Here is a 16,671-nt window from a genome sequence, read left to right as displayed (position 1 = left end):
TGGCCCGTCCCGCGGCCGCTCCCGCACCCGGTGCGGCCCCCGGCTCGTCCGCGGGCGCTGACCGCGCCGAGGCGACGCGGCGGGCCAAGCTGGCGATGCTGCGCGGCCTGATGGACACCGCCGGCGGCGCCGACGGCTCGAGCACCCTGCGCGACGAGGCCGCCGCCGCGCTGCGGGCCCTGGTCGGCCGCGACGACGCCGTGCTGCGCGAGGACCAGTGGACCGCGATCGAGGCCCTCGTCGCGTTCCATCGCCGGGCGCTGGTGGTGCAGCGCACCGGCTGGGGCAAGTCCGCCGTGTACTTCGTCGCCACGCAGCTGCTGCGGGCACGCGGCGCCGGGCCGACGGTCATCGTCTCCCCGCTGCTGGCGCTCATGCGCGACCAGATCGCGGCGGCCGACCGGGCCGGCATCCACGCCGTGACGATCAACTCCTCGAACGTCACCGAGTGGGACGCGATCCACGCCCAGATCGCCGCCGGCGAGGTGGACGTGCTGCTGTGCTCGCCGGAGCGGCTGAACAACCCGGCCTTCCGCGACGAGGTGCTGCCGCGGCTCGCGGCGGACGCCGGCCTGGTCGTCGTGGACGAGGCCCACTGCATCTCCGACTGGGGCCACGACTTCCGTCCGGACTACCGGCGCATCCGCACGCTGCTCGCCGACCTGCCGCCGGGCATCCCGGTGCTCGCGACCACGGCCACCGCGAACGAACGGGTCACCCGGGACGTCGCCGAGCAGATGGCCGTCCACGGCGAGGGGGTCGCGAGCGCCGACGGCACGCTCGCCACCAGCGACGACGTCCTGGTGCTGCGCGGCGGGCTCGACCGCGAGTCACTGCACCTGGCGGTGCTCGAGCTCGGCGACCAGCCCACCCGCGTGGCCTGGCTCGTCGAGGCGCTGCAAGAGATCGACGGGTCCGGGATCGTGTACTGCCTGACCGTCTCGGCGGCGGAGGAGATCGCCGCCCAGCTCCGGTCCGCCGGACTCGCCGTCGCGGCCTACACAGGACGCACCGACCCGACCCAGCGCGCCCAGCTCGAGGAGGACCTCAAGACCAACGAGGTCAAGGCGCTCGTGGCGACCTCGGCGCTCGGCATGGGCTTCGACAAGCCCGACCTGGCCTTCGTCGTGCACGTGGGCGCACCGTCCTCGCCGATCGCGTACTACCAGCAGGTCGGCCGCGCCGGCCGCGGCGTCGACGACGCCGTGGTCGTGCTGCTGCCCGGCCACGAGGACAAGGCCATCTGGGACTGGTTCGGGTCGCAGGCCTTTCCGGCGGAGCACCAGGTCCGCGCCACCCTCGCCGCACTGTCCGACGCCGGGGCCCCGCTCTCGACGGCCGCGCTGGAGACGCACGTCGACCTCAAGCGGTCACGCCTGGAGACGATGCTCAAGGTCCTCGACGTCGACGGCGCCGTGCGCCGCGTGCAGGGCGGCTGGGTCGCGACCGGCGCCGAGTGGGTCTACGACGCGCAGCGCTACGCCCGCGTGGCGGAGACCCGCCACCGTGAGCAGCAGGCGATGCTCGACTTCATCGCGACCCCGGGCTGTCGCATGCGGTTCCTGCGGGAGCAGCTGGACGACCCGCAGCTGCCCGACGGGTGGAGCTGCGGGCGCTGCGACCGCTGCGGGGGCGTGACGCTGCCGCCGCCCCCCGCGGACGACACCGTCGCCGAGGCGCGCTCGGAGATGGACCGACCCGGCGTCGGCGTCGAGCCGCGCAAGATGTGGCCCTCGGGGCTGTCCACCCTTGGGCTGGACCTCAAGGGCAAGATCGACCCCGGCGAGCGCGCCGAGCCCGGACGGGCCGTGGCACGGTTCGACGGTCTCGGCTGGTCCAACCCGGTCCGCGACCTGTTCGCCCCCACGACGCCCGACGGCGAGACCCCGGTCGCCCTGCGCGGCGCGGCGGCACGCGTGCTGGACGACTGGGACGCCCTGCACGGCGACGCCGCCCAGGAGGGCGGGGAGCGCCCTGTCGTCGTGGAGGGCGTCGTCGCCGTGCGCTCCGTCACACGGCCGCAGCTGACGTACCACCTGGCCCACGGCCTGGCCGCCTATCTGGGCGTGCCGCTGATCGGGGCCGTCGGCCCGGCGCCGGGCGCCGAGGAGCCCGGACGGCACGACGTCAACTCCGCGATGCGCCTCGCCGGCGTGGCCCGACGGCTGCGGCTGGAGCTCAACGAGGCGGCGTTGTCCGGCCTGCCCGGTCGCCGCGTGCTCCTGGTGGACGACTGGACCGACTCCGGGTGGACGCTCACCGTCGCGGCCCGGCTGCTGCGTCAGGCGGGCGCGGCGGCCGTGCACCCGTTCGTGCTCGGCGTGCGCTGAGGGTTCCCGGCCGGCCTACGCCCCCAGCAGGCCCCGGACGTCGTCGGCGTCCAGGACCCCCGCGAACCGTGCGGTGGCATCGTCGACCACCGCGTCGAACAGCGCGGCCTTGCGCCGCGCGAGCGCCATGACCTTCTCCTCGATGGTGTCGGCCGCGACCAGCCGGGTGACCTGCACCGGCCGGGTCTGACCGATCCGGTGGGTGCGGTCGATCGCCTGGGCCTCGGCGGCCGGGTTCCACCACGGGTCCAGCAGGTAGACGTGGTCGGCCTCGGTGAGGTTCAGCCCGAACCCGCCCGCCTTGAGGCTGATGAGGAACACCGGTGCCTCGCCGGCCTTGAACCCGGCGATCACCCCGGAACGGTCGCGGGTGCTGCCGTCGAGGGACACGGTCGCCAGCCCGGCCTGGGCGCACCGGGCGGCCACCCGGCGCAGGAAGGAGGGGAACTGGGAGAAGACGAGCGCCCGGTGACCCTCGGCGACGAGCTCGACGAGCTGGTCCACCACGAGGTCGAGCTTGGCCGACGTCACCCCGGCGTAGGCGTCGTCGACGAGGGCGGCGTCCAGGGCCAGCCGCCGCAGCGTGGTCAGCGACCGGAAGATCGCGGCGCGGTTGGCCTCGAAGTCGGTGAGCAGCCCGAGCAGGCGCTGCCGTTCCCGTTGCAGGTGGGTGTCGTAGATCTTGCGGTGGTCGGCGGTGAGCGGGACCCGCAGCACCTGCTCGGTCCGGGCGGGCAGCTCGGGGGCGACCTGCTCCTTGGTGCGGCGCAGCAGGAGGGTGCGCAGCCGACGCTGCAGCCTCCCGAGCGCACGGTTCCCGGCGGCCACGACCTGCGGGTCGTCGTCGCGTGCTGCGGCCTCGACCGGTCGCACCACCTCGGCGCGGAACCGGTGCGACGACGGGTACAGCCCCGGGGCGACGATCGCGAGCATCGCCCACAGCTCGGTGAGGTTGTTCTCCAGCGGGGTGCCCGTGACGGCGAGCTTGAAGGGGGCGTCGAGCCGGCGGGCGGTCTGGTGGGCCCGCGTCCGGGGGTTCTTCGCGAACTGCGCCTCGTCCAGGACCAGCCCGGCCCACGGGCGTCCCTCGAAGGCGGCGACGTCCAGCCGGAAGACGGCGTAGGAGACCACGACGACGTCGGCCCCGTCGGTGAGGTCGGCCAGGGACCGGCCGAGCTTCTTCGTGGTCGACGGGACGGGCACGACGCGCAGGTCGGGGGTGAAGCGTGCGGCCTCGTCGACCCAGTTCCCGACGACGGAGGCGGGAGCCACCACGACGAACGGTCGACGCGGGCCGTCCTCGGCCCGTACCCGGACCCCGGCCACGAAGGCGAGGACCTCGAGCGTCTTGCCGAGGCCCATGTCGTCGGCGAGGATCCCGCCCAGCCCGTGGCCGTGCAGGAAGCTCAGCCACTCGTACGCGCGGTGCTGGTACGGCCGCAGCTCGGCGCACAGTCCGGGCGGCGCGGGCACCGGTGCCACGGTCCGGTCGCCGGCAGCGAGGAGACGCAGGTCCGCCACGGTCCGCCGCCACCGCGCGGACACGTCGACGGAGTCGGCGAGGTCCTCCAGCTCCCCCCACAGCTCGGCGTCGTACCGGCTGACCCGCAGCCGGCCGGGCACGTCCTCGAGGGCGGAGGCCTCGTCGACGAGGTTCCGCAGGCGACGCAACGAGGCGTGGTTCAGCCGCAACCAGGAGCCGTCCGTGAGCAGCAGACGCTTCTGCCCGCGGACCAGCGCCGTGAACAGGCGGGTGAAGGGAACCTCCCGGCCTGCCACCGTGACGGAGATCCCGAGGTCGAGCCAGTCCGCGTCGCCGGACGCGGCGCCGTCGACCACGACCCGGGGCGGGGCGTCCAGGTGCTGGTAGTCGGGGACGTCGGGCGCCTCGACGACGACACCGGCGCCGGCCAGGGCGGGCAGCACCTCACCGGCGAGGTCGAGGGCCTCCAGGCCGGTGTACGTCTGCTGCCGGGCGATCTCGAAGCGCTCGAACCCGGCCAGTCCGCGCACGGCCGCGACGGCAGCGGCCCGGATCTCGTCCTCGGCCTCGGGTCCACGGGAGGGGTCGTGCGCCGCACCGTCCAGCGGCACCTCGCGAGGCGCACCGGCCGGGCGCGGGTACCGCCACGACCAGCGCACGACGGCGCGCTGCGGGGAGTCGAAGTCGGCGCGGGCCACGAGCACCGGCCGTGCGGGTTCGGGCAGCTCGACGCTGCCGTCGGAGACGACGGTGACGGCACGACGCAGGGCGGGCAGGTGCTCGCCGACCAGCTCGTCGACGTCGGCGGCCGGCACGTCCAGCGACCCGCCACCGACGAGCTCGCGCGCACCGTCGGTCAGCCGGGCGCCGGTGGGCGCGAGGCGCAGCAGCGTGCGGCCGCCGCGGGTCTCGACCGTGAACAGCCCGCTGGTGCCGACGGCACCCTGACGCTCGGGTCCCACGACGTCCTCGCCGTCGACCGACACCACGGGGTCCAGCCGGACGCCGTCCGCGACGGACCGGGCGGTCAGCCGCAGGGAGGCCGTGCGCCCCAGCAGCACCTCGTCGCGGCTCCCCTGCCCCACCAGGGGGATCTGCAGCTCGGCGGCCTCGGCCAGCAGCGGCCAGAGCCCTCGTCCTGCCGTGGCCAGCGGTCGCCAGGCCTCGCGGCTGCGGGTGACGCCGTCGCTGAGCGCGGCCCCGAGGTCGGCGAACCAGCGCCGCACCGCGGGGGCAGGCGTGGCCCGGACGTCGGCGAAGGCGTACAGGCCCCGGGCCAGCGCCTCCCAGCCGGCCTCCGGTGCCGTCTTCCACCCGCCGTTGCGGGCCGGGACGACCGGTCGCACGGACAGCTCGGGGGGTGCCTCGGCGAAGGCCCCGTCCAGCCGGAACCGCAGGCCGACCGGCAGGACGGCGCCGGCGCTCGCCGGGTCGGGTCCGGCCGACGTCACCGCGGCGAGCCGACCGCGCCATCCTCCCGGCGCGTCCTGTCCTCCGGGGCCGTCCGCGCCGTGCCGGCCCACGTGCAGCAGGGCTGCCGCCACGTGCTTGCAGTCCGTCGCGACCGGGCAGCTGCACGACGCCTCGTCGACCGCGTACCGCCCGTCGGCGTCGACCGTGAACCGGATGCGGCACCCGTACGGGCGCACCGCGCTGCCCGCGACCCGCGCTGCGAGGACCCGGGCCTCGGCGTCCCAGCTCCAGGAGACGACCATGCCGCCGCGCTCGTAGCCCTGGGCGCGGCGGAAGGTCGTGGCCCCCACCAGTCCGCCGATCTCGAGCGGGTCGACGCGGGGCGGGACGGTGGGCATGGCGTCCATGCTGTCACGCCCCACCGACGGTCGGCGCCGGGGTGCCGCCGACCGCTTGGCACACTATTTCGCGGGAGCCGCGACACCGGTCGCGATGCGCGCCGGGCCGCTCAGAAGCGCCCGCGGACCGCCTCGCCGTGCGCCGGCAGGTCCTCGTCGTCGGCGACCGCGACGATCCGGTCGGCCACCTCCGCCAGGGCGTCCCGGTCGTACTCGATCACCTGCACCGACTTCAGGAACGCGTGCACGCCGAGCCCGCTGGCGAAGTGCGCCGTCCCGCCCGTGGGCAGCACGTGGTTCGACCCCGCCAGGTAGTCGCCGAGGGAGACCGGCGAGTAGGGCCCGACGAAGATCGCCCCCGCCGACCGCACCCGCTCGGCCCACGCGGCGGCGTCGACCGTCTGGATCTCCAGGTGCTCGGCACCGTAGGCGTCCACCACCGCGAGCCCCTGCTCGAGGTCGTCGACGAGCACGACGGCCGACTGCGGACCGGACAGCGCGGTGGTCACTCGTTCGGTGTGCTTCGTGGCGTCCGCGAGATCGGTCAGCTTCGCCTCGACGGCGCCCGCGAGCTCCGGCGACGGCGTCACCAGCACCGAGGCGGCCATCGGGTCGTGCTCGGCCTGGCTGATGAGGTCCAGGGCGACGTGACCGGCGTCGGCCGTGTCGTCCGCCAGGACGGCGATCTCCGTGGGGCCGGCCTCCGAGTCGATGCCGACGACGCCGCGGACCAGGCGCTTCGCCGCCGCCACGTAGACGTTGCCCGGGCCGGTGACGACGTCCACCGGCTCGCACAGCACGTCCCCGTCGACCGGGTCGGTCCCCGCCGCGCCGTAGGCGAACATGGCCACCGCCTGAGCGCCGCCGACCGCGTAGACCTCGTCGACCCCGAGCAGCGCGCACGCCGCGAGGATCGTCGGGTGCGGCAGCCCGCCGGCGTCCCGCTGCGGCGGGGAGGCGACCGCGAGCCCCGGCACCCCCGCCTCCTGGGCCGCGACCACGTTCATGATCACCGAGGACGGGTAGACGGCCAGCCCGCCCGGCGCGTAGAGGCCCACGCGCTGCACCGGGATCCAGCGCTGACGCACCTCGGCCCCGTCGGCCAGCACGGTCGTGTGCTCCCGGGGGACCTGGGCGGCGTGCACCGCCCGCACCCGGCGGATCGACTCCTCGAGCCCGGCGCGGACACCCGGGTCGAGCTCGGCCAGCGCGGAGCGCATCGCCGCGGCCGGGACCCGCAGATGCTCGGGACGCACCCCGTCGAAACGCTCGGCCAGGTCGCGCAGCGCGGCAGCGCCACGGGACCGCACGTCGGCCAGGACGGGAGCGACGGCCTCGGTCGCCTGCTCCACGCCGACCTCGGGGCGCGGCAGCACCCCGATCAGGTCACGGCGGGACAGGGACCGGCCCCGAAGATCGATGCGTCGGATCACCCCACCAGTCTAGGTGCGGCGTGCCGCAGCACGTCCGGGCGTCCCGGACAATGGGCGCATGGACACCCCGATCGAGGTACCGATCCGCGACGACGTCATCCGCCTGGGCCAGTTCCTCAAGCTGGCCGGCCTGGCCGAGTCGGGCACCCACGCCCGCGACCTGGTGGCCGACGGCGACGTGAGCGTCGACGGCGAGGTCGAGACCCGACGTGGGCGTCAGCTCACGCGCGGCATGCGGGTCACCGTCGCGGGACCCGAGGGTGACGAGACCGTCGTCGTCTCCTGACCCTCGACCTCGACCTGAGGGTGACCCTCGACCTCGACCTGAACCTGAGGTCGACCGCCTCCGCGGCCCGTCGCCTCAGGACGCCATGTACGCCGAGGACATGGTCCGGTCGACGGTGAGCTCCAGCACGATCCGCCGCGGGTCGTAGGCGACCTGCCGGTAGCGACGCGCGTAGCGCCGCACCGCCTCGGCCACGGCGTCGGGGTCCTCGACCGCCTCCAGCGTGCCTTCCAGGGTGAGCCACCGCCCGCCGTCGACCTGGCACAGCGCGGCCCGGGGCGGTTCGCCGTCCGGCCCGCGCCGTCGCGCGTTGGCGGCCTTGACCGACCCCCGTCGTGCCGTGACGCGGGCGATCCCCCGCTCGGCGTCCCAGGTGAAGCCGACCGGCACGACGTGCGGGGTGCCGTTCGCGCGCAGGGTCGTCAGCGTGGCCAGGTGGCGCTCGGTGACGAAGACGAGCTGTTCGGGGTTGAGTCGGATCATCGGCGCCAGCCTACGCGGCGCAGCGATGAGTTCCGGCGGGTCCGGTCGTCCCACCCTGCACACGTCACCCGAGGAGGCCCCGATGTCCGTCCAGCCCTCGGCGTCCACCCGGCCCGGACGCCCCGCCGTCGTCGACCGCGCGACCTGGCTGCGCGCGCGGTCGACGCTCCTGTCCCGCGAGAAGGCGCACACCCGCGAGGGCGACGCCCTCGCCGCCGCGCGGCGCCGACAGCCGATGACGGCCGTCGACCCCGCGACGGTCCTCGTCGGCGCCGGCGGCCGTGTCACGCTGCTGGACCTGTTCGAGGGGCGGGACCAGCTCGTGACCTACCAGCACATGTGGCACGCCGGGCACCCCGTCGAGGGCCAGTGCGTCGGGTGCACGGCGAGCGTGTGGAGCCTCCAGGACGCCGCCTACCTCCACCACCGGGGAGTCTCCTTCGCCGTCGTGTGCGAGGGCCCCTGGGACGAGGTCGCGCCGTACGTGGTGTTCATGGGGTACCGCGTGCCCTGGTACTCGCTGCAGGAGGCCGAGGACGAGGCGGTGCGCGGCGGCCTGAGCGACGACCGCGGCCTGCTCTCGTGCTACCTGCGGGTCGGCGAGGACGTGTACCTGACGCACGAGACCACCCACCGCGGGGTCGAGGCCGTCATGGCACAGCTCCAGGTGCTCGACCTGACGGTGTACGGCCGCCAGGAGGCCTGGGAGGACTCCCCCGACGGCTGGCCGCAGCACCCCACCGGGACCTGGTGGACGGACCGGGGGCGGCCGGTGCCGCAGTGGACGCGTCCCGGCGCTGCGCCGTTCGACCCGGACGCACCGCGCGGGCACCACCACTGAGGCCGGCGAGCCCCCGGCCGGTCAGAGACCGAAGGTGAGCACGGCCGGCAGGACCCCGTCGTGCAGGCCGCGCAGCACCGGCAGCTCGTGCGGGACCACCGGGTCGGGCAGCGCGACCAGCGGGAACCACCGCAGGTCCGCGGTCCGCTCCGGCTCGCGGATCTGCAGCTCGCCGTCCCAGTGGTCGGCCGCGAAGTAGAAGTCGACGCGCTGCTCCAGGGCCGGCCCGCCCGGGATGCCCCGGTGCTGGACCGTCAGCGGCACGAGGTCCGTCGGCGCCACCCGGACCCCGAGCTCCTCGGCCGCCTCGCGCACCGCCGCCGCGACCGCGGACTCCCCCGGCTCGACGTGCCCGGCGGCGCCGGCGGCCCAGTGGCCGTCCATGTAGCCGGTGCCGCGGCGCAGCTGGAGCAGCACCTGACCCTCGCGGCGCAGCAGCAGGTAGGCCGCCGGCACCAACCGGAAGCGGTCGCCGGCGCTGCCGTCGTCCCAGGTGCCGCTCATGACAGGCAGCTCGGTCCGAGCAACGCCTTGAGGTCGCCGAACAGGGCGGGCGACTTCTCCACCCGCAGCCCGTCCCCGGCCTGCACGAGCGTCTTCTTCCCGGGCTCGGCGACGGCCACGTGCACGGGCGCGGACCCCGGGTGCGTGGACAGCACCTCCCGCAGGCGGATCATGACCGGTTCGACGCAGCGGGTGTGCGGCACGGTCACGTGCACCGGGGCGTCGGCCACCGCGGAGGTGTCCGGCAGCGAGACCTCCTGGGCCTGCAGCTGCATCTGCTCGTCACGGCGCCGGATCCGGCCCCTGATCGTCACGACCTGGTCCTCGGCGAGCACCGTGGAGTAGGCGAGGTACGTCTCCCCGAAGAACATCACCTCGACGCCGCCGTCGAGGTCCTCGATGGTCACGGCTGCCCACGGGTTGCCGTTCTTGCTGATCTTGCGCTGCACGGAGGTGAGCAGCCCGGCCACGGTCACCACCGACCCGTCGGAGCGGTGCTCGTCGGCGACGAGCGTGGCGATCGACGTGTCCGCCGCCCGGGCCAGCACGTGCTCGAGGCCGGACAGCGGGTGGTCCGAGACGTAGAGACCGAGCATCTCCCGCTCGAAGGACAGGCGCTGCTTCTTGTCCCAGTCCGGCAGGTCCGGGACGTCCACGGAGAAGCTCACCACCTCGTCGTCGGCCCCGCCGAAGTCGGCGAACAGGTCGAACTGCCCCTCGGCCTCCTTGCGCTTGACGGAGATCACCGAGTCCACGGCCTGCTCGTGCACCACGAGCAGCGCCCGGCGCGGGTGGCCCAGCGAGTCGAACGCGCCGGCCTTGATCAACGACTCGATGGTGCGCTTGTTGCACACCACGGCCGGGACCTTGTCCAGGAAGTCCGTGAACGAGGTGAACGCGCCGTGCTCCTCGCGCGCCGCCACGATCGCGTCCACGACGTTGGCACCGACGTTGCGCACCGCCGTCAGCCCGAACCGGATGTCCTCGCCGACGGCCGTGAACTTCGCGGCCGAGTCGTTGACGTCCGGCGGCAGCACCGTGATGCGCATGCGACGGCACTCGTTGAGGTAGAGCGCCATCTTGTCCTTGTCGTCCCGCACGGACTGCAGGAGCCCCGCCATGTACTCGGTCGGGTAGTTCGCCTTGAGGTAGGCGGTCCAGTAGGCGACCAGGCCGTAGCCGGCCGAGTGGGCCTTGTTGAAGGCGTACCCGGCGAACGGCACCAGCGTGTCCCACACCGCCTGGATGGCGGCGTCCGAGTAGCCCCGCTCCTTGCAGCCGGCCTCGAAGTTCACGAACTCCTTGGCCAGCACCTCGGGCTTCTTCTTGCCCATGGCACGGCGCAGCAGGTCCGCCTGGCCCAGGGAGTACCCGGCGAGCACCTGGGCGGCGCGCTGCACCTGCTCCTGGTAGACGATCAGGCCGTAGGTCTCGTCGAGCACCTCGGACAACGGCTCGGCGAGCTCGGGGTGGATCGGCTCGATCTTCTGCATGCCGTTCTTGCGCAGCGCGTAGTTGACGTGCGAGTTCATGCCCATCGGCCCCGGCCGGTACAGGGCGATGACCGCCGAGAGGTCGTCGAACTTGTCCGGACGCATCTGCCGCAGCAACGACCGCATGGGGCCGCCGTCGAGCTGGAACACGCCGAGAGTCTCCCCGCGGGCCAGCAGCTCGTAGGAGGCCTTGTCGTCCAGGGCGATCGTCTCGATCTGGACCGGGTCCTTGCCGTTGGCCTCGATGATCTCCAGGGCGTCCTCGAGGATCGTGAGGTTGCGCAGGCCCAGGAAGTCCATCTTGATCAGGCCGAGACCCTCGCAGGTCGGGTAGTCGAACTGCGTGATCACCGCCCCGTCCTGCGGGCGCCGCATGATCGGGATGACGTCGATCAGCGGGTCGCTGGACATGATGACACCGGCGGCGTGCACACCCCACTGGCGCTTGAGCCCCTCGATGCCGCGGGCGGTCTCGACCACGCGCTGCGCCTCGGGGTCCGTGTCGTGCAGCTGACGGAACTCCCCGGCCTCGGAGTACCGGTCGTGCTGCGGGTCGAAGATGCCGGACAGCGGGATGTCCTTGCCCATCACGGGCGGCGGCATCGCCTTGGTGAGCTTCTCCCCCATCGCGAACGGGAACCCGAGCACCCGGGAGGCGTCCTTGAGAGCCTGCTTGGCCTTGATCGAGCCGTACGTGGCGATCATCGCCACCCGGTCGTCGCCGTACTTGTCCGAGACGTAGCGGATGACCTCCGAGCGCCGGCGCTCGTCGAAGTCGACGTCGACGTCGGGCATGCTGACGCGTTCGGGGTTGAGGAACCGCTCGAAGATCAGGCCGTGCTCGAGCGGGTCCAGCTCGGTGATGCCCATGACGTAGGAGACCATCGACCCGGCGGCCGAACCACGGCCCGGGCCGACGCGGATGCCCTGCTCCTTGGCCCAGTTGATGAAGTCGGCCACCACGAGGAAGTACCCGGGGAAGCCCATCTGGACGATCACCTCGGTCTCGTACTTCGCCTGGGCGCGCACGGCGTCCGGGACCCCTTGCGGGTACCGGACGTGCATGCCCTTCTCGACCTCCTTGACGAACCAGGAGACCTCGTCCTCCCCGGCGGGCACCGGGAAGTTCGGCATGTAGTTCGCCCCGGTGTCGAACGAGACCTCGCACCGCTCGGCGATGAGCAGCGTGTTGTCGATCGCCTCGGGCATCTCGGCGAACAGGCGGCGCATCTCGGCGCCGGACTTGACGTAGAAGTTGTCGCCGCTGAACGCGAACCGGCTGCCGCCCTGGTCGTAGGTGGGCTCGTCCAGGGTCGACCCGGAGTTGACCGCCAGCAGCACCTCGTGGGCGTGGGAGTCCTCCTGGCGGGTGTAGTGCAGGTCGTTGGTGGCCACCAGCGGGGCCCCGATGTGCCGGGCCAGCTCCAGGAGCTGCTTCGACGTGCGGGACTCGATCTCGATCCCGTGGTCCATCAGCTCCACGAAGTAGTTCTCGCGGCCGAAGATGTCCTGGTACTCCCCCGCCGCGCGGACCGCCTCGTCCCACTGACCGAGCCGGAGCCGGGTCTGGATCTCGCCCGACGGGCAGCCGGTGGTGGCCATCAGCCCCTCGGCGTACGTCTCCAGCAGCTCGCGGTCCATGCGCGGCCACTTGCCCATCTGCCCGTCGAGGGATGCCAGCGAGGACGCCCGGAACAGGTTGTGCATACCGGTGTTGTTCCGGGACCACAGCGTCATGTGGGTGTAGGCGCCGCCGGCGGAGACGTCGTCGCGCTTCTGGTGCTGCTCGCCCCACTGGACCTTCGTGCGGTCGTGGCGGCTGGTGCCGGGGGTGACGTACGCCTCGACGCCGATGATCGGCTTGACGCCGTACTTCTGCGCGGTGCTCCAGAAGTCGAAGGCGCCGAAGAGGTAGCCGTGGTCCGTGATGGCGATGGCCTTCTGGCCGAGCCGCGCGACCTCGGAGAACAGGTCGTCCATCCGCGCGGCGCCGTCGAGCATCGAGTACTCGGTGTGGACGTGCAGGTGGACGAAGTCGTCGGTCTTCTGGGTGGCGGCGTCCGGCATGCCCCGAGTCTAGGCGCGGCCTCCGACGTCCCCGCCCGGCCCCGCCGTGAGAGCGGTCACCGGCTCACCGGTAGGCGTCGCGCAGGGTCTCCAGGGCGTGCGCCAGGTCGTCCGGGTACTCGGACTCCACGACGACGTCCTTGCCCGTCACGGGGTGCGTGAAGCCGAGGCGCATCGCGTGCAGCCACTGTCGCTGCAGCCCGGTGCGCGAGGCCAGCACCGGGTCGGCCCCGTAGGTGAGGTCCCCGACGAGCGGGTGCCTCAGCGCGGCGAAGTGCACCCGGATCTGGTGGGTGCGCCCGGTCTCCAGGTGCACCTCGACCAGCGAGGCCGCCGGCAGCATCTCGAGGACCTCGTAGTGGGTCACCGACGGTTTGCCCTCCGCGACGACGGCGAACTTGTAGTCGTGGTGCGGGTGGCGGCCGATCGGCGCGTCGATGGTGCCCGTCGTGGGCTCCGGGTGTCCCTGGGCGAGCGCGTGGTAGACCTTGTCGACCGTGCGCTCCTTGAAGGCGCGTTTGAGGCCCGTGTACGCGGCTTCGGACTTGGCGACGGCCATCAGCCCCGAGGTGCCGACGTCGAGCCGGTGCACGATCCCCTGGCGCTCCGCCGCACCCGAGGTCGCGATGCGGTAGCCGGCCGCCGCCAGCGCCCCGACCACGGTCGGACCGGTCCAGCCGGGCGACGGGTGGGCGGCCACGCCGACCGGCTTGTCCACGACCACCACGTCGTCGTCCTCGTAGGCGATCGTCATGCCCTCGACGGGTTCGGCGACGACCTCCGGGGCGTCCGCCGGCGCGTCCGGGACATCCACCTCGAGCAGCGTGTCGGGCAGCAGCCGGTCCGACTTGCCCACGGTGCGCCCGTCGGCGCGCACGGCGCCCGAGGCGGCGAGATCGGCGGCCTGGCTGCGGGAGAAACCGAGCATCCGACCCAGGGCGACGTCCACGCGCTCGCCGGCCAGCCCGTCGGGCACGGGCAGGGTCCGCAGGGCCATCAGTCACCGTCCTCGGTGTGCCGCGACCCGTCCAGCCCGATCCCGCGGAACGTCAGCAGGATGATCATCCCGGCCGCGACCACGATGGCGATGTCGGCGACGTTCCCGACGAACAGGTCGGCGTAGGCGATCATGTCGACGACCTCCCCCCGGGCGAACCCGGGCTGGCGCAGGAGCCGGTCGACCAGGTTGCCGAGCGCTCCCCCGAGCAGCAGTCCCAGGGCGACCGCCCAGCCCACCGACCCGATGCGGCGCATCGCCCGCAGGATCACCACCACGACCGCCACGACGACGATCGTCAGGACCCAGGTGTAGCCGTTGGCCATGAACGACAGCGCCGCGCCGGGGTTGAAGACGAGGGTCAGACCCAGCAGGTCGCCGAGCAGCGGGACCCGTTCGCCCTCGCTGAGCGTGGCGAGCGCCCACCACTTGGTCAGCTGGTCCACGACCAGCACCACGGCGGCCAGACCCAGGGCCCCGGCCCCGAGCCGACGACGTCGTGCGGCCGTCACGGCCGCGTCGTGATCCGCGGCGGTGCCGGCGGCGTCCTGCGGAGCGGGTGACACGGGCTCGTGCGGGAGGTCGGGAGCCGGGTCGGACCCGGCGGGCGTCGTGGACATCGCGCAGAGTCTACGGTCAGCGCCGCTCCTCGCGCGCCTTCGCCTCGACCGACAGGGTGGCGCGCGGGAAGGCCTGCAACCGGGCCTTGCCGATGGGCGCGCCCGTGACCTCGCACGTGGCGTACTTCCCGCTGCGGATGCGGTCCAGCGCGTGGGTCGTCTGGTCGAGCAGGTCCCGCAGGTTGTTCACCAGGGTGAGCTCCTGCTCGCGCTCGAGCGCGCTCGATCCGTAGTCCGCCTGGTCGTCACCGGCGCCGTCGCCGGAGTTGCGCAGGAGGTCGGACAGCTCGGCGTCCGCGGCGGCGAGCTCGTCGGTGTAGCGCTCCTTGTCCTCCAGGAGCAGCAGAGCGAGCTCGGAGACCTCCTGAAGCGTCCACGGCTCCTCGCCGTCACGCACCGGGAAGTCCTTGACGTCACGCGCCAGGTTCGGGAACTCCTCGCGGATCGTCGCCCGCTGGGAGGTGGAGAGCTTGGACATTCGGCGCCCTTCCGTTCTTCGAGGTCACCGAAGAGTAAGCGCACGGATCGGCCCGCACAACAGCAGGCGCCCTTCGGGCGTGTCTGCCGGTGCGGGCCGATCCGTGCGCCGCGTGCTCCGGGTGCGGTGTCAGAGGTCCTGCGAGCGTCCTGCCCCGGCGTTCTGCCGCTGCGGGGGGAGCGCCGAACCGCGGGCGTCGAGGTCGCCGAGCAGGTTCTGCAGGAAGCTCTTGAGGCGGGTGCGGTAGTCCCGCTCGAACAGGCGCAGCTCGTCGATCTTGCGCTCCAGCAGCGACCGCTCCTGCTCCAGCTGGGACAGCGTGCGGTGGCTGGTCTCCTCGGCCTCGCGGACGATGCGCGACCCCTCGGCCTTCGCCTCCGCGATCAGCCGGTCGCCCTCCTCCTGGCCGGAGCGCACGTAGTCGTCGTGCAGCTTCTGGGCGAGCTGCAGCATGCCCGTCGCCGACTCGGGCTCGGCACCCTGCTTGCCGGCGGCGGCCTCGGCCAGCGCGGGCGCCGGGGTCGGGGCGGCCTGCGGCGCCGGGGCCTCGGGCTGCTCGGCCGACTGCGCGGCGGCCTCGTTGCGGCTCAGCTCGCCCACACGGCTCTCGGCGGCGGAGAGCTTCGAACGGAGGTCGTCGTTCTCCTCCTGCACCGCCGTCAGCGTCCGGACGACCTCGTCCAGGAAGTCGTCGACCTCTTCGACGTCGTAGCCCTCGCGGAACTTCGTCGCCGAGAACTTCTTGTTGAGGATGTCCTCTGCCGTCAGCAGTGCCATCGTGTCACCTCGTTGCCGTAGCGCGTTCGTGCACGGACCCGGAGCGTCCGTGGGTGCCCACGGTAGCCCACGGCCGCCGCCACGGCCCTCCGAGCGCGGCGAGCACACGACGTCTTCACAGGCGGCGAACAGTCTGCCGTCCCCGCCCCGGACCGCGCCTCGGACGGGGAGGGGTCGTCACAGGCTGGCGGCCAGCCCGTTGGCGACCTGCATGAGGATCGACGTGGCCAGGAACAGGACCAGGAACGCGAGGTCCAGACGCACGCTGCCCAGGGTGAGGGGCGGGATGATCCGCCGCAGGGCGCGCAGGGGCGGATCTGTGACGGTGTACACACCTTCCGCGATGACGAGCACGACACCGCGCGGGCGCCAGTCACGGGCGAAGAACTGGACCCAGTCGAACACCAGCCGGACGATCAGGCAGACGAGGAACAGCAGCAGGACGAAGCCGACGAGGCTGAAGATCACGCTCACGAGGGCAACCTACCCGACGCACGACGCACGGCCCGAGGGGCGTTCTCGGGCAGCGGCCGTGCGCGGGTCAGCTCTGGTTGTAGAACGCGCCCGCGCGCGCCTCGGTGGGACGCGGCGCGACCTGCTCCTCGCCCGTGATCTCCACGTGCTCGGGCGACAGCAGGAACACCTTGTTGGTCACCCTCTCGATCGAGCCGCGCAGGCCGAAGATGAGACCGGCGGAGAAGTCGACCAGCCGCTTGGCGTCGGAGTCGTCCATGTCCGACAGGTTCATGATGACCGGGGTCCCCCCGCGGAACGCCTCACCGATCAACCGCGCGTCGTTGTAGGACCGCGGGTGGATCGTGGTGATGCGGCGCAGGTCGGCACCGACGAGGGCGTCGGCCGGCACACCGTCACGGTGCAGCGGCGTGACCTCGGCCTGGTAGTCGTCGTCACGCACCGGCTCCAGCTCCTCGTCGTACTCGTCGAGGTAGTCCCCGTCGGGGCGCTGGTCGTCGGCCAGCCCCAGGTACAGCATGGTCTTGCGAAGCGCTCCGCCCATCGCTCTGCTCCGTTCGTCGGTACGTCAGGTACTTGACGGTATCCAGCGGG

General features: G+C 73.1%; 14 protein-coding genes. 3 read left to right on the top strand and 11 right to left on the bottom strand.

The genetic code is table 11. The annotated features are described in order from the left end of the window. Nucleotides 1-95 precede the first annotated feature (95 nt). Complete coding sequence (locus tag Q6350_RS08810; RefSeq protein ID WP_305065981.1) at nt 96-2,330, top strand: RecQ family ATP-dependent DNA helicase; 2,235 nt, start codon at nt 96-98, stop codon at nt 2,328-2,330. 15 nt (nt 2,331-2,345) lie between these two features. On the opposite strand, the gene Q6350_RS08805 is transcribed toward Q6350_RS08810, so the two are convergent. Both Q6350_RS08805 and hisD read right to left on the bottom strand, forming a co-directional pair. Beyond that, nucleotides 2,346-5,624 (bottom strand): DEAD/DEAH box helicase, encoded by a 3,279-nt coding sequence (locus Q6350_RS08805; RefSeq protein ID WP_305065958.1) that lies wholly within the window; start codon nt 5,622-5,624, stop codon nt 2,346-2,348. A 110-nt stretch (nt 5,625-5,734) separates the two neighbouring features. After that, nucleotides 5,735-7,057 (bottom strand): histidinol dehydrogenase, encoded by a 1,323-nt coding sequence (gene hisD / locus Q6350_RS08800; protein ID WP_304603741.1) that lies wholly within the window; start codon nt 7,055-7,057, stop codon nt 5,735-5,737. Nucleotides 7,058-7,115: 58 nt separating this feature from the next. On the opposite strand from hisD, the gene Q6350_RS08795 reads away from it, so the two are divergent. After that, a complete protein-coding gene (locus tag Q6350_RS08795; protein ID WP_304603740.1) occupies nt 7,116-7,343 on the top strand; it encodes an RNA-binding S4 domain-containing protein in 228 nt (75 codons plus the stop codon). Between the two features lie 75 nt (nt 7,344-7,418). Here the strand turns inward: Q6350_RS08795 and Q6350_RS08790 are convergent, their stop codons facing one another. Continuing rightward, complete coding sequence (locus Q6350_RS08790; protein WP_305065957.1) at nt 7,419-7,826, bottom strand: pyridoxamine 5'-phosphate oxidase family protein; 408 nt, start codon at nt 7,824-7,826, stop codon at nt 7,419-7,421. Nucleotides 7,827-7,908: 82 nt separating this feature from the next. Between Q6350_RS08790 and Q6350_RS08785 the strand changes: the two genes are divergently transcribed. Continuing rightward, nucleotides 7,909-8,667 (top strand): DUF899 family protein, encoded by a 759-nt coding sequence (locus Q6350_RS08785; protein ID WP_305065956.1) that lies wholly within the window; start codon nt 7,909-7,911, stop codon nt 8,665-8,667. Nucleotides 8,668-8,688: 21 nt separating this feature from the next. Here Q6350_RS08785 and Q6350_RS08780 read toward each other — a convergent pair whose 3' ends face one another. From Q6350_RS08780 to Q6350_RS08745, 8 genes are all read right to left on the bottom strand, one after another. Next, on the bottom strand, nt 8,689-9,171 hold the full coding sequence (locus tag Q6350_RS08780) for an NUDIX domain-containing protein (protein ID WP_304603737.1): 483 nt from the start codon (nt 9,169-9,171) through the stop codon (nt 8,689-8,691). After that, nucleotides 9,168-12,731: a DNA polymerase III subunit alpha gene (dnaE, locus tag Q6350_RS08775; protein ID WP_171247727.1), complete on the bottom strand. Its 3,564-nt coding sequence runs from the start codon at nt 12,729-12,731 to the stop codon at nt 9,168-9,170. Before dnaE ends, Q6350_RS08780 begins: the two co-directional genes overlap by 4 nt. Before the next feature lie 64 nt (nt 12,732-12,795). After that, complete coding sequence (locus Q6350_RS08770; RefSeq protein ID WP_304603736.1) at nt 12,796-13,728, bottom strand: RluA family pseudouridine synthase; 933 nt, start codon at nt 13,726-13,728, stop codon at nt 12,796-12,798. Further along, nucleotides 13,728-14,348 carry a signal peptidase II gene (gene lspA / locus Q6350_RS08765; protein WP_304603735.1) on the bottom strand — a complete coding sequence of 207 codons (621 nt, stop codon included), beginning with the start codon at nt 14,346-14,348 and terminating at the stop codon, nt 13,728-13,730. Before lspA ends, Q6350_RS08770 begins: the two co-directional genes overlap by 1 nt. Before the next feature lie 16 nt (nt 14,349-14,364). After that, on the bottom strand, nt 14,365-14,826 hold the full coding sequence (locus Q6350_RS08760; protein ID WP_304603734.1) for a TraR/DksA C4-type zinc finger protein: 462 nt from the start codon (nt 14,824-14,826) through the stop codon (nt 14,365-14,367). Nucleotides 14,827-14,955: 129 nt separating this feature from the next. Next, a complete protein-coding gene (locus tag Q6350_RS08755; RefSeq protein WP_171247731.1) occupies nt 14,956-15,603 on the bottom strand; it encodes a DivIVA domain-containing protein in 648 nt (215 codons plus the stop codon). A gap of 177 nt (nt 15,604-15,780) precedes the next feature. Next, the gene (locus Q6350_RS08750; protein WP_171247732.1) at nt 15,781-16,077 is read right to left on the bottom strand and encodes a YggT family protein; all 297 of its coding nucleotides are present in this window, start codon (nt 16,075-16,077) and stop codon (nt 15,781-15,783) included. Between the two features lie 67 nt (nt 16,078-16,144). Further along, the gene (locus Q6350_RS08745; RefSeq protein ID WP_171247733.1) at nt 16,145-16,621 is read right to left on the bottom strand and encodes a cell division protein SepF; all 477 of its coding nucleotides are present in this window, start codon (nt 16,619-16,621) and stop codon (nt 16,145-16,147) included. Nucleotides 16,622-16,671 lie beyond the last annotated feature (50 nt).

The organism is Isoptericola sp. b515 (genome assembly GCF_030588125.1).
GTDB lineage: Bacteria > Actinomycetota > Actinomycetes > Actinomycetales > Cellulomonadaceae > Isoptericola > Isoptericola sediminis.
The sequence above is the reverse complement of the archived record's forward strand: the minus strand, read 5'-3'. Positions and strand labels throughout refer to the sequence as shown.

Bases quoted from the DNA above. Each gene is read 5' to 3' on its own strand.
- Q6350_RS08810 (WP_305065981.1), top strand. From the start codon at position 96: ATGCTGCGCGGCCTGATGGACACCGCCGGCGGCGCCGACGGCTCGAGC.
- Q6350_RS08805 (WP_305065958.1), bottom strand. From the start codon at position 5,624: ATGCCCACCGTCCCGCCCCGCGTCGACCCGCTCGAGATCGGCGGACTG.
- Q6350_RS08795 (WP_304603740.1), top strand. From the start codon at position 7,116: ATGGACACCCCGATCGAGGTACCGATCCGCGACGACGTCATCCGCCTG.
- Q6350_RS08790 (WP_305065957.1), bottom strand. From the start codon at position 7,826: ATGATCCGACTCAACCCCGAACAGCTCGTCTTCGTCACCGAGCGCCAC.
- Q6350_RS08785 (WP_305065956.1), top strand. From the start codon at position 7,909: ATGTCCGTCCAGCCCTCGGCGTCCACCCGGCCCGGACGCCCCGCCGTC.
- Q6350_RS08780 (WP_304603737.1), bottom strand. From the start codon at position 9,171: ATGAGCGGCACCTGGGACGACGGCAGCGCCGGCGACCGCTTCCGGTTG.
- dnaE (WP_171247727.1), bottom strand. From the start codon at position 12,731: ATGCCGGACGCCGCCACCCAGAAGACCGACGACTTCGTCCACCTGCAC.
- Q6350_RS08770 (WP_304603736.1), bottom strand. From the start codon at position 13,728: ATGGCCCTGCGGACCCTGCCCGTGCCCGACGGGCTGGCCGGCGAGCGC.
- lspA (WP_304603735.1), bottom strand. From the start codon at position 14,348: ATGTCCACGACGCCCGCCGGGTCCGACCCGGCTCCCGACCTCCCGCAC.
- Q6350_RS08760 (WP_304603734.1), bottom strand. From the start codon at position 14,826: ATGTCCAAGCTCTCCACCTCCCAGCGGGCGACGATCCGCGAGGAGTTC.
- Q6350_RS08755 (WP_171247731.1), bottom strand. From the start codon at position 15,603: ATGGCACTGCTGACGGCAGAGGACATCCTCAACAAGAAGTTCTCGGCG.
- Q6350_RS08745 (WP_171247733.1), bottom strand. From the start codon at position 16,621: ATGGGCGGAGCGCTTCGCAAGACCATGCTGTACCTGGGGCTGGCCGAC.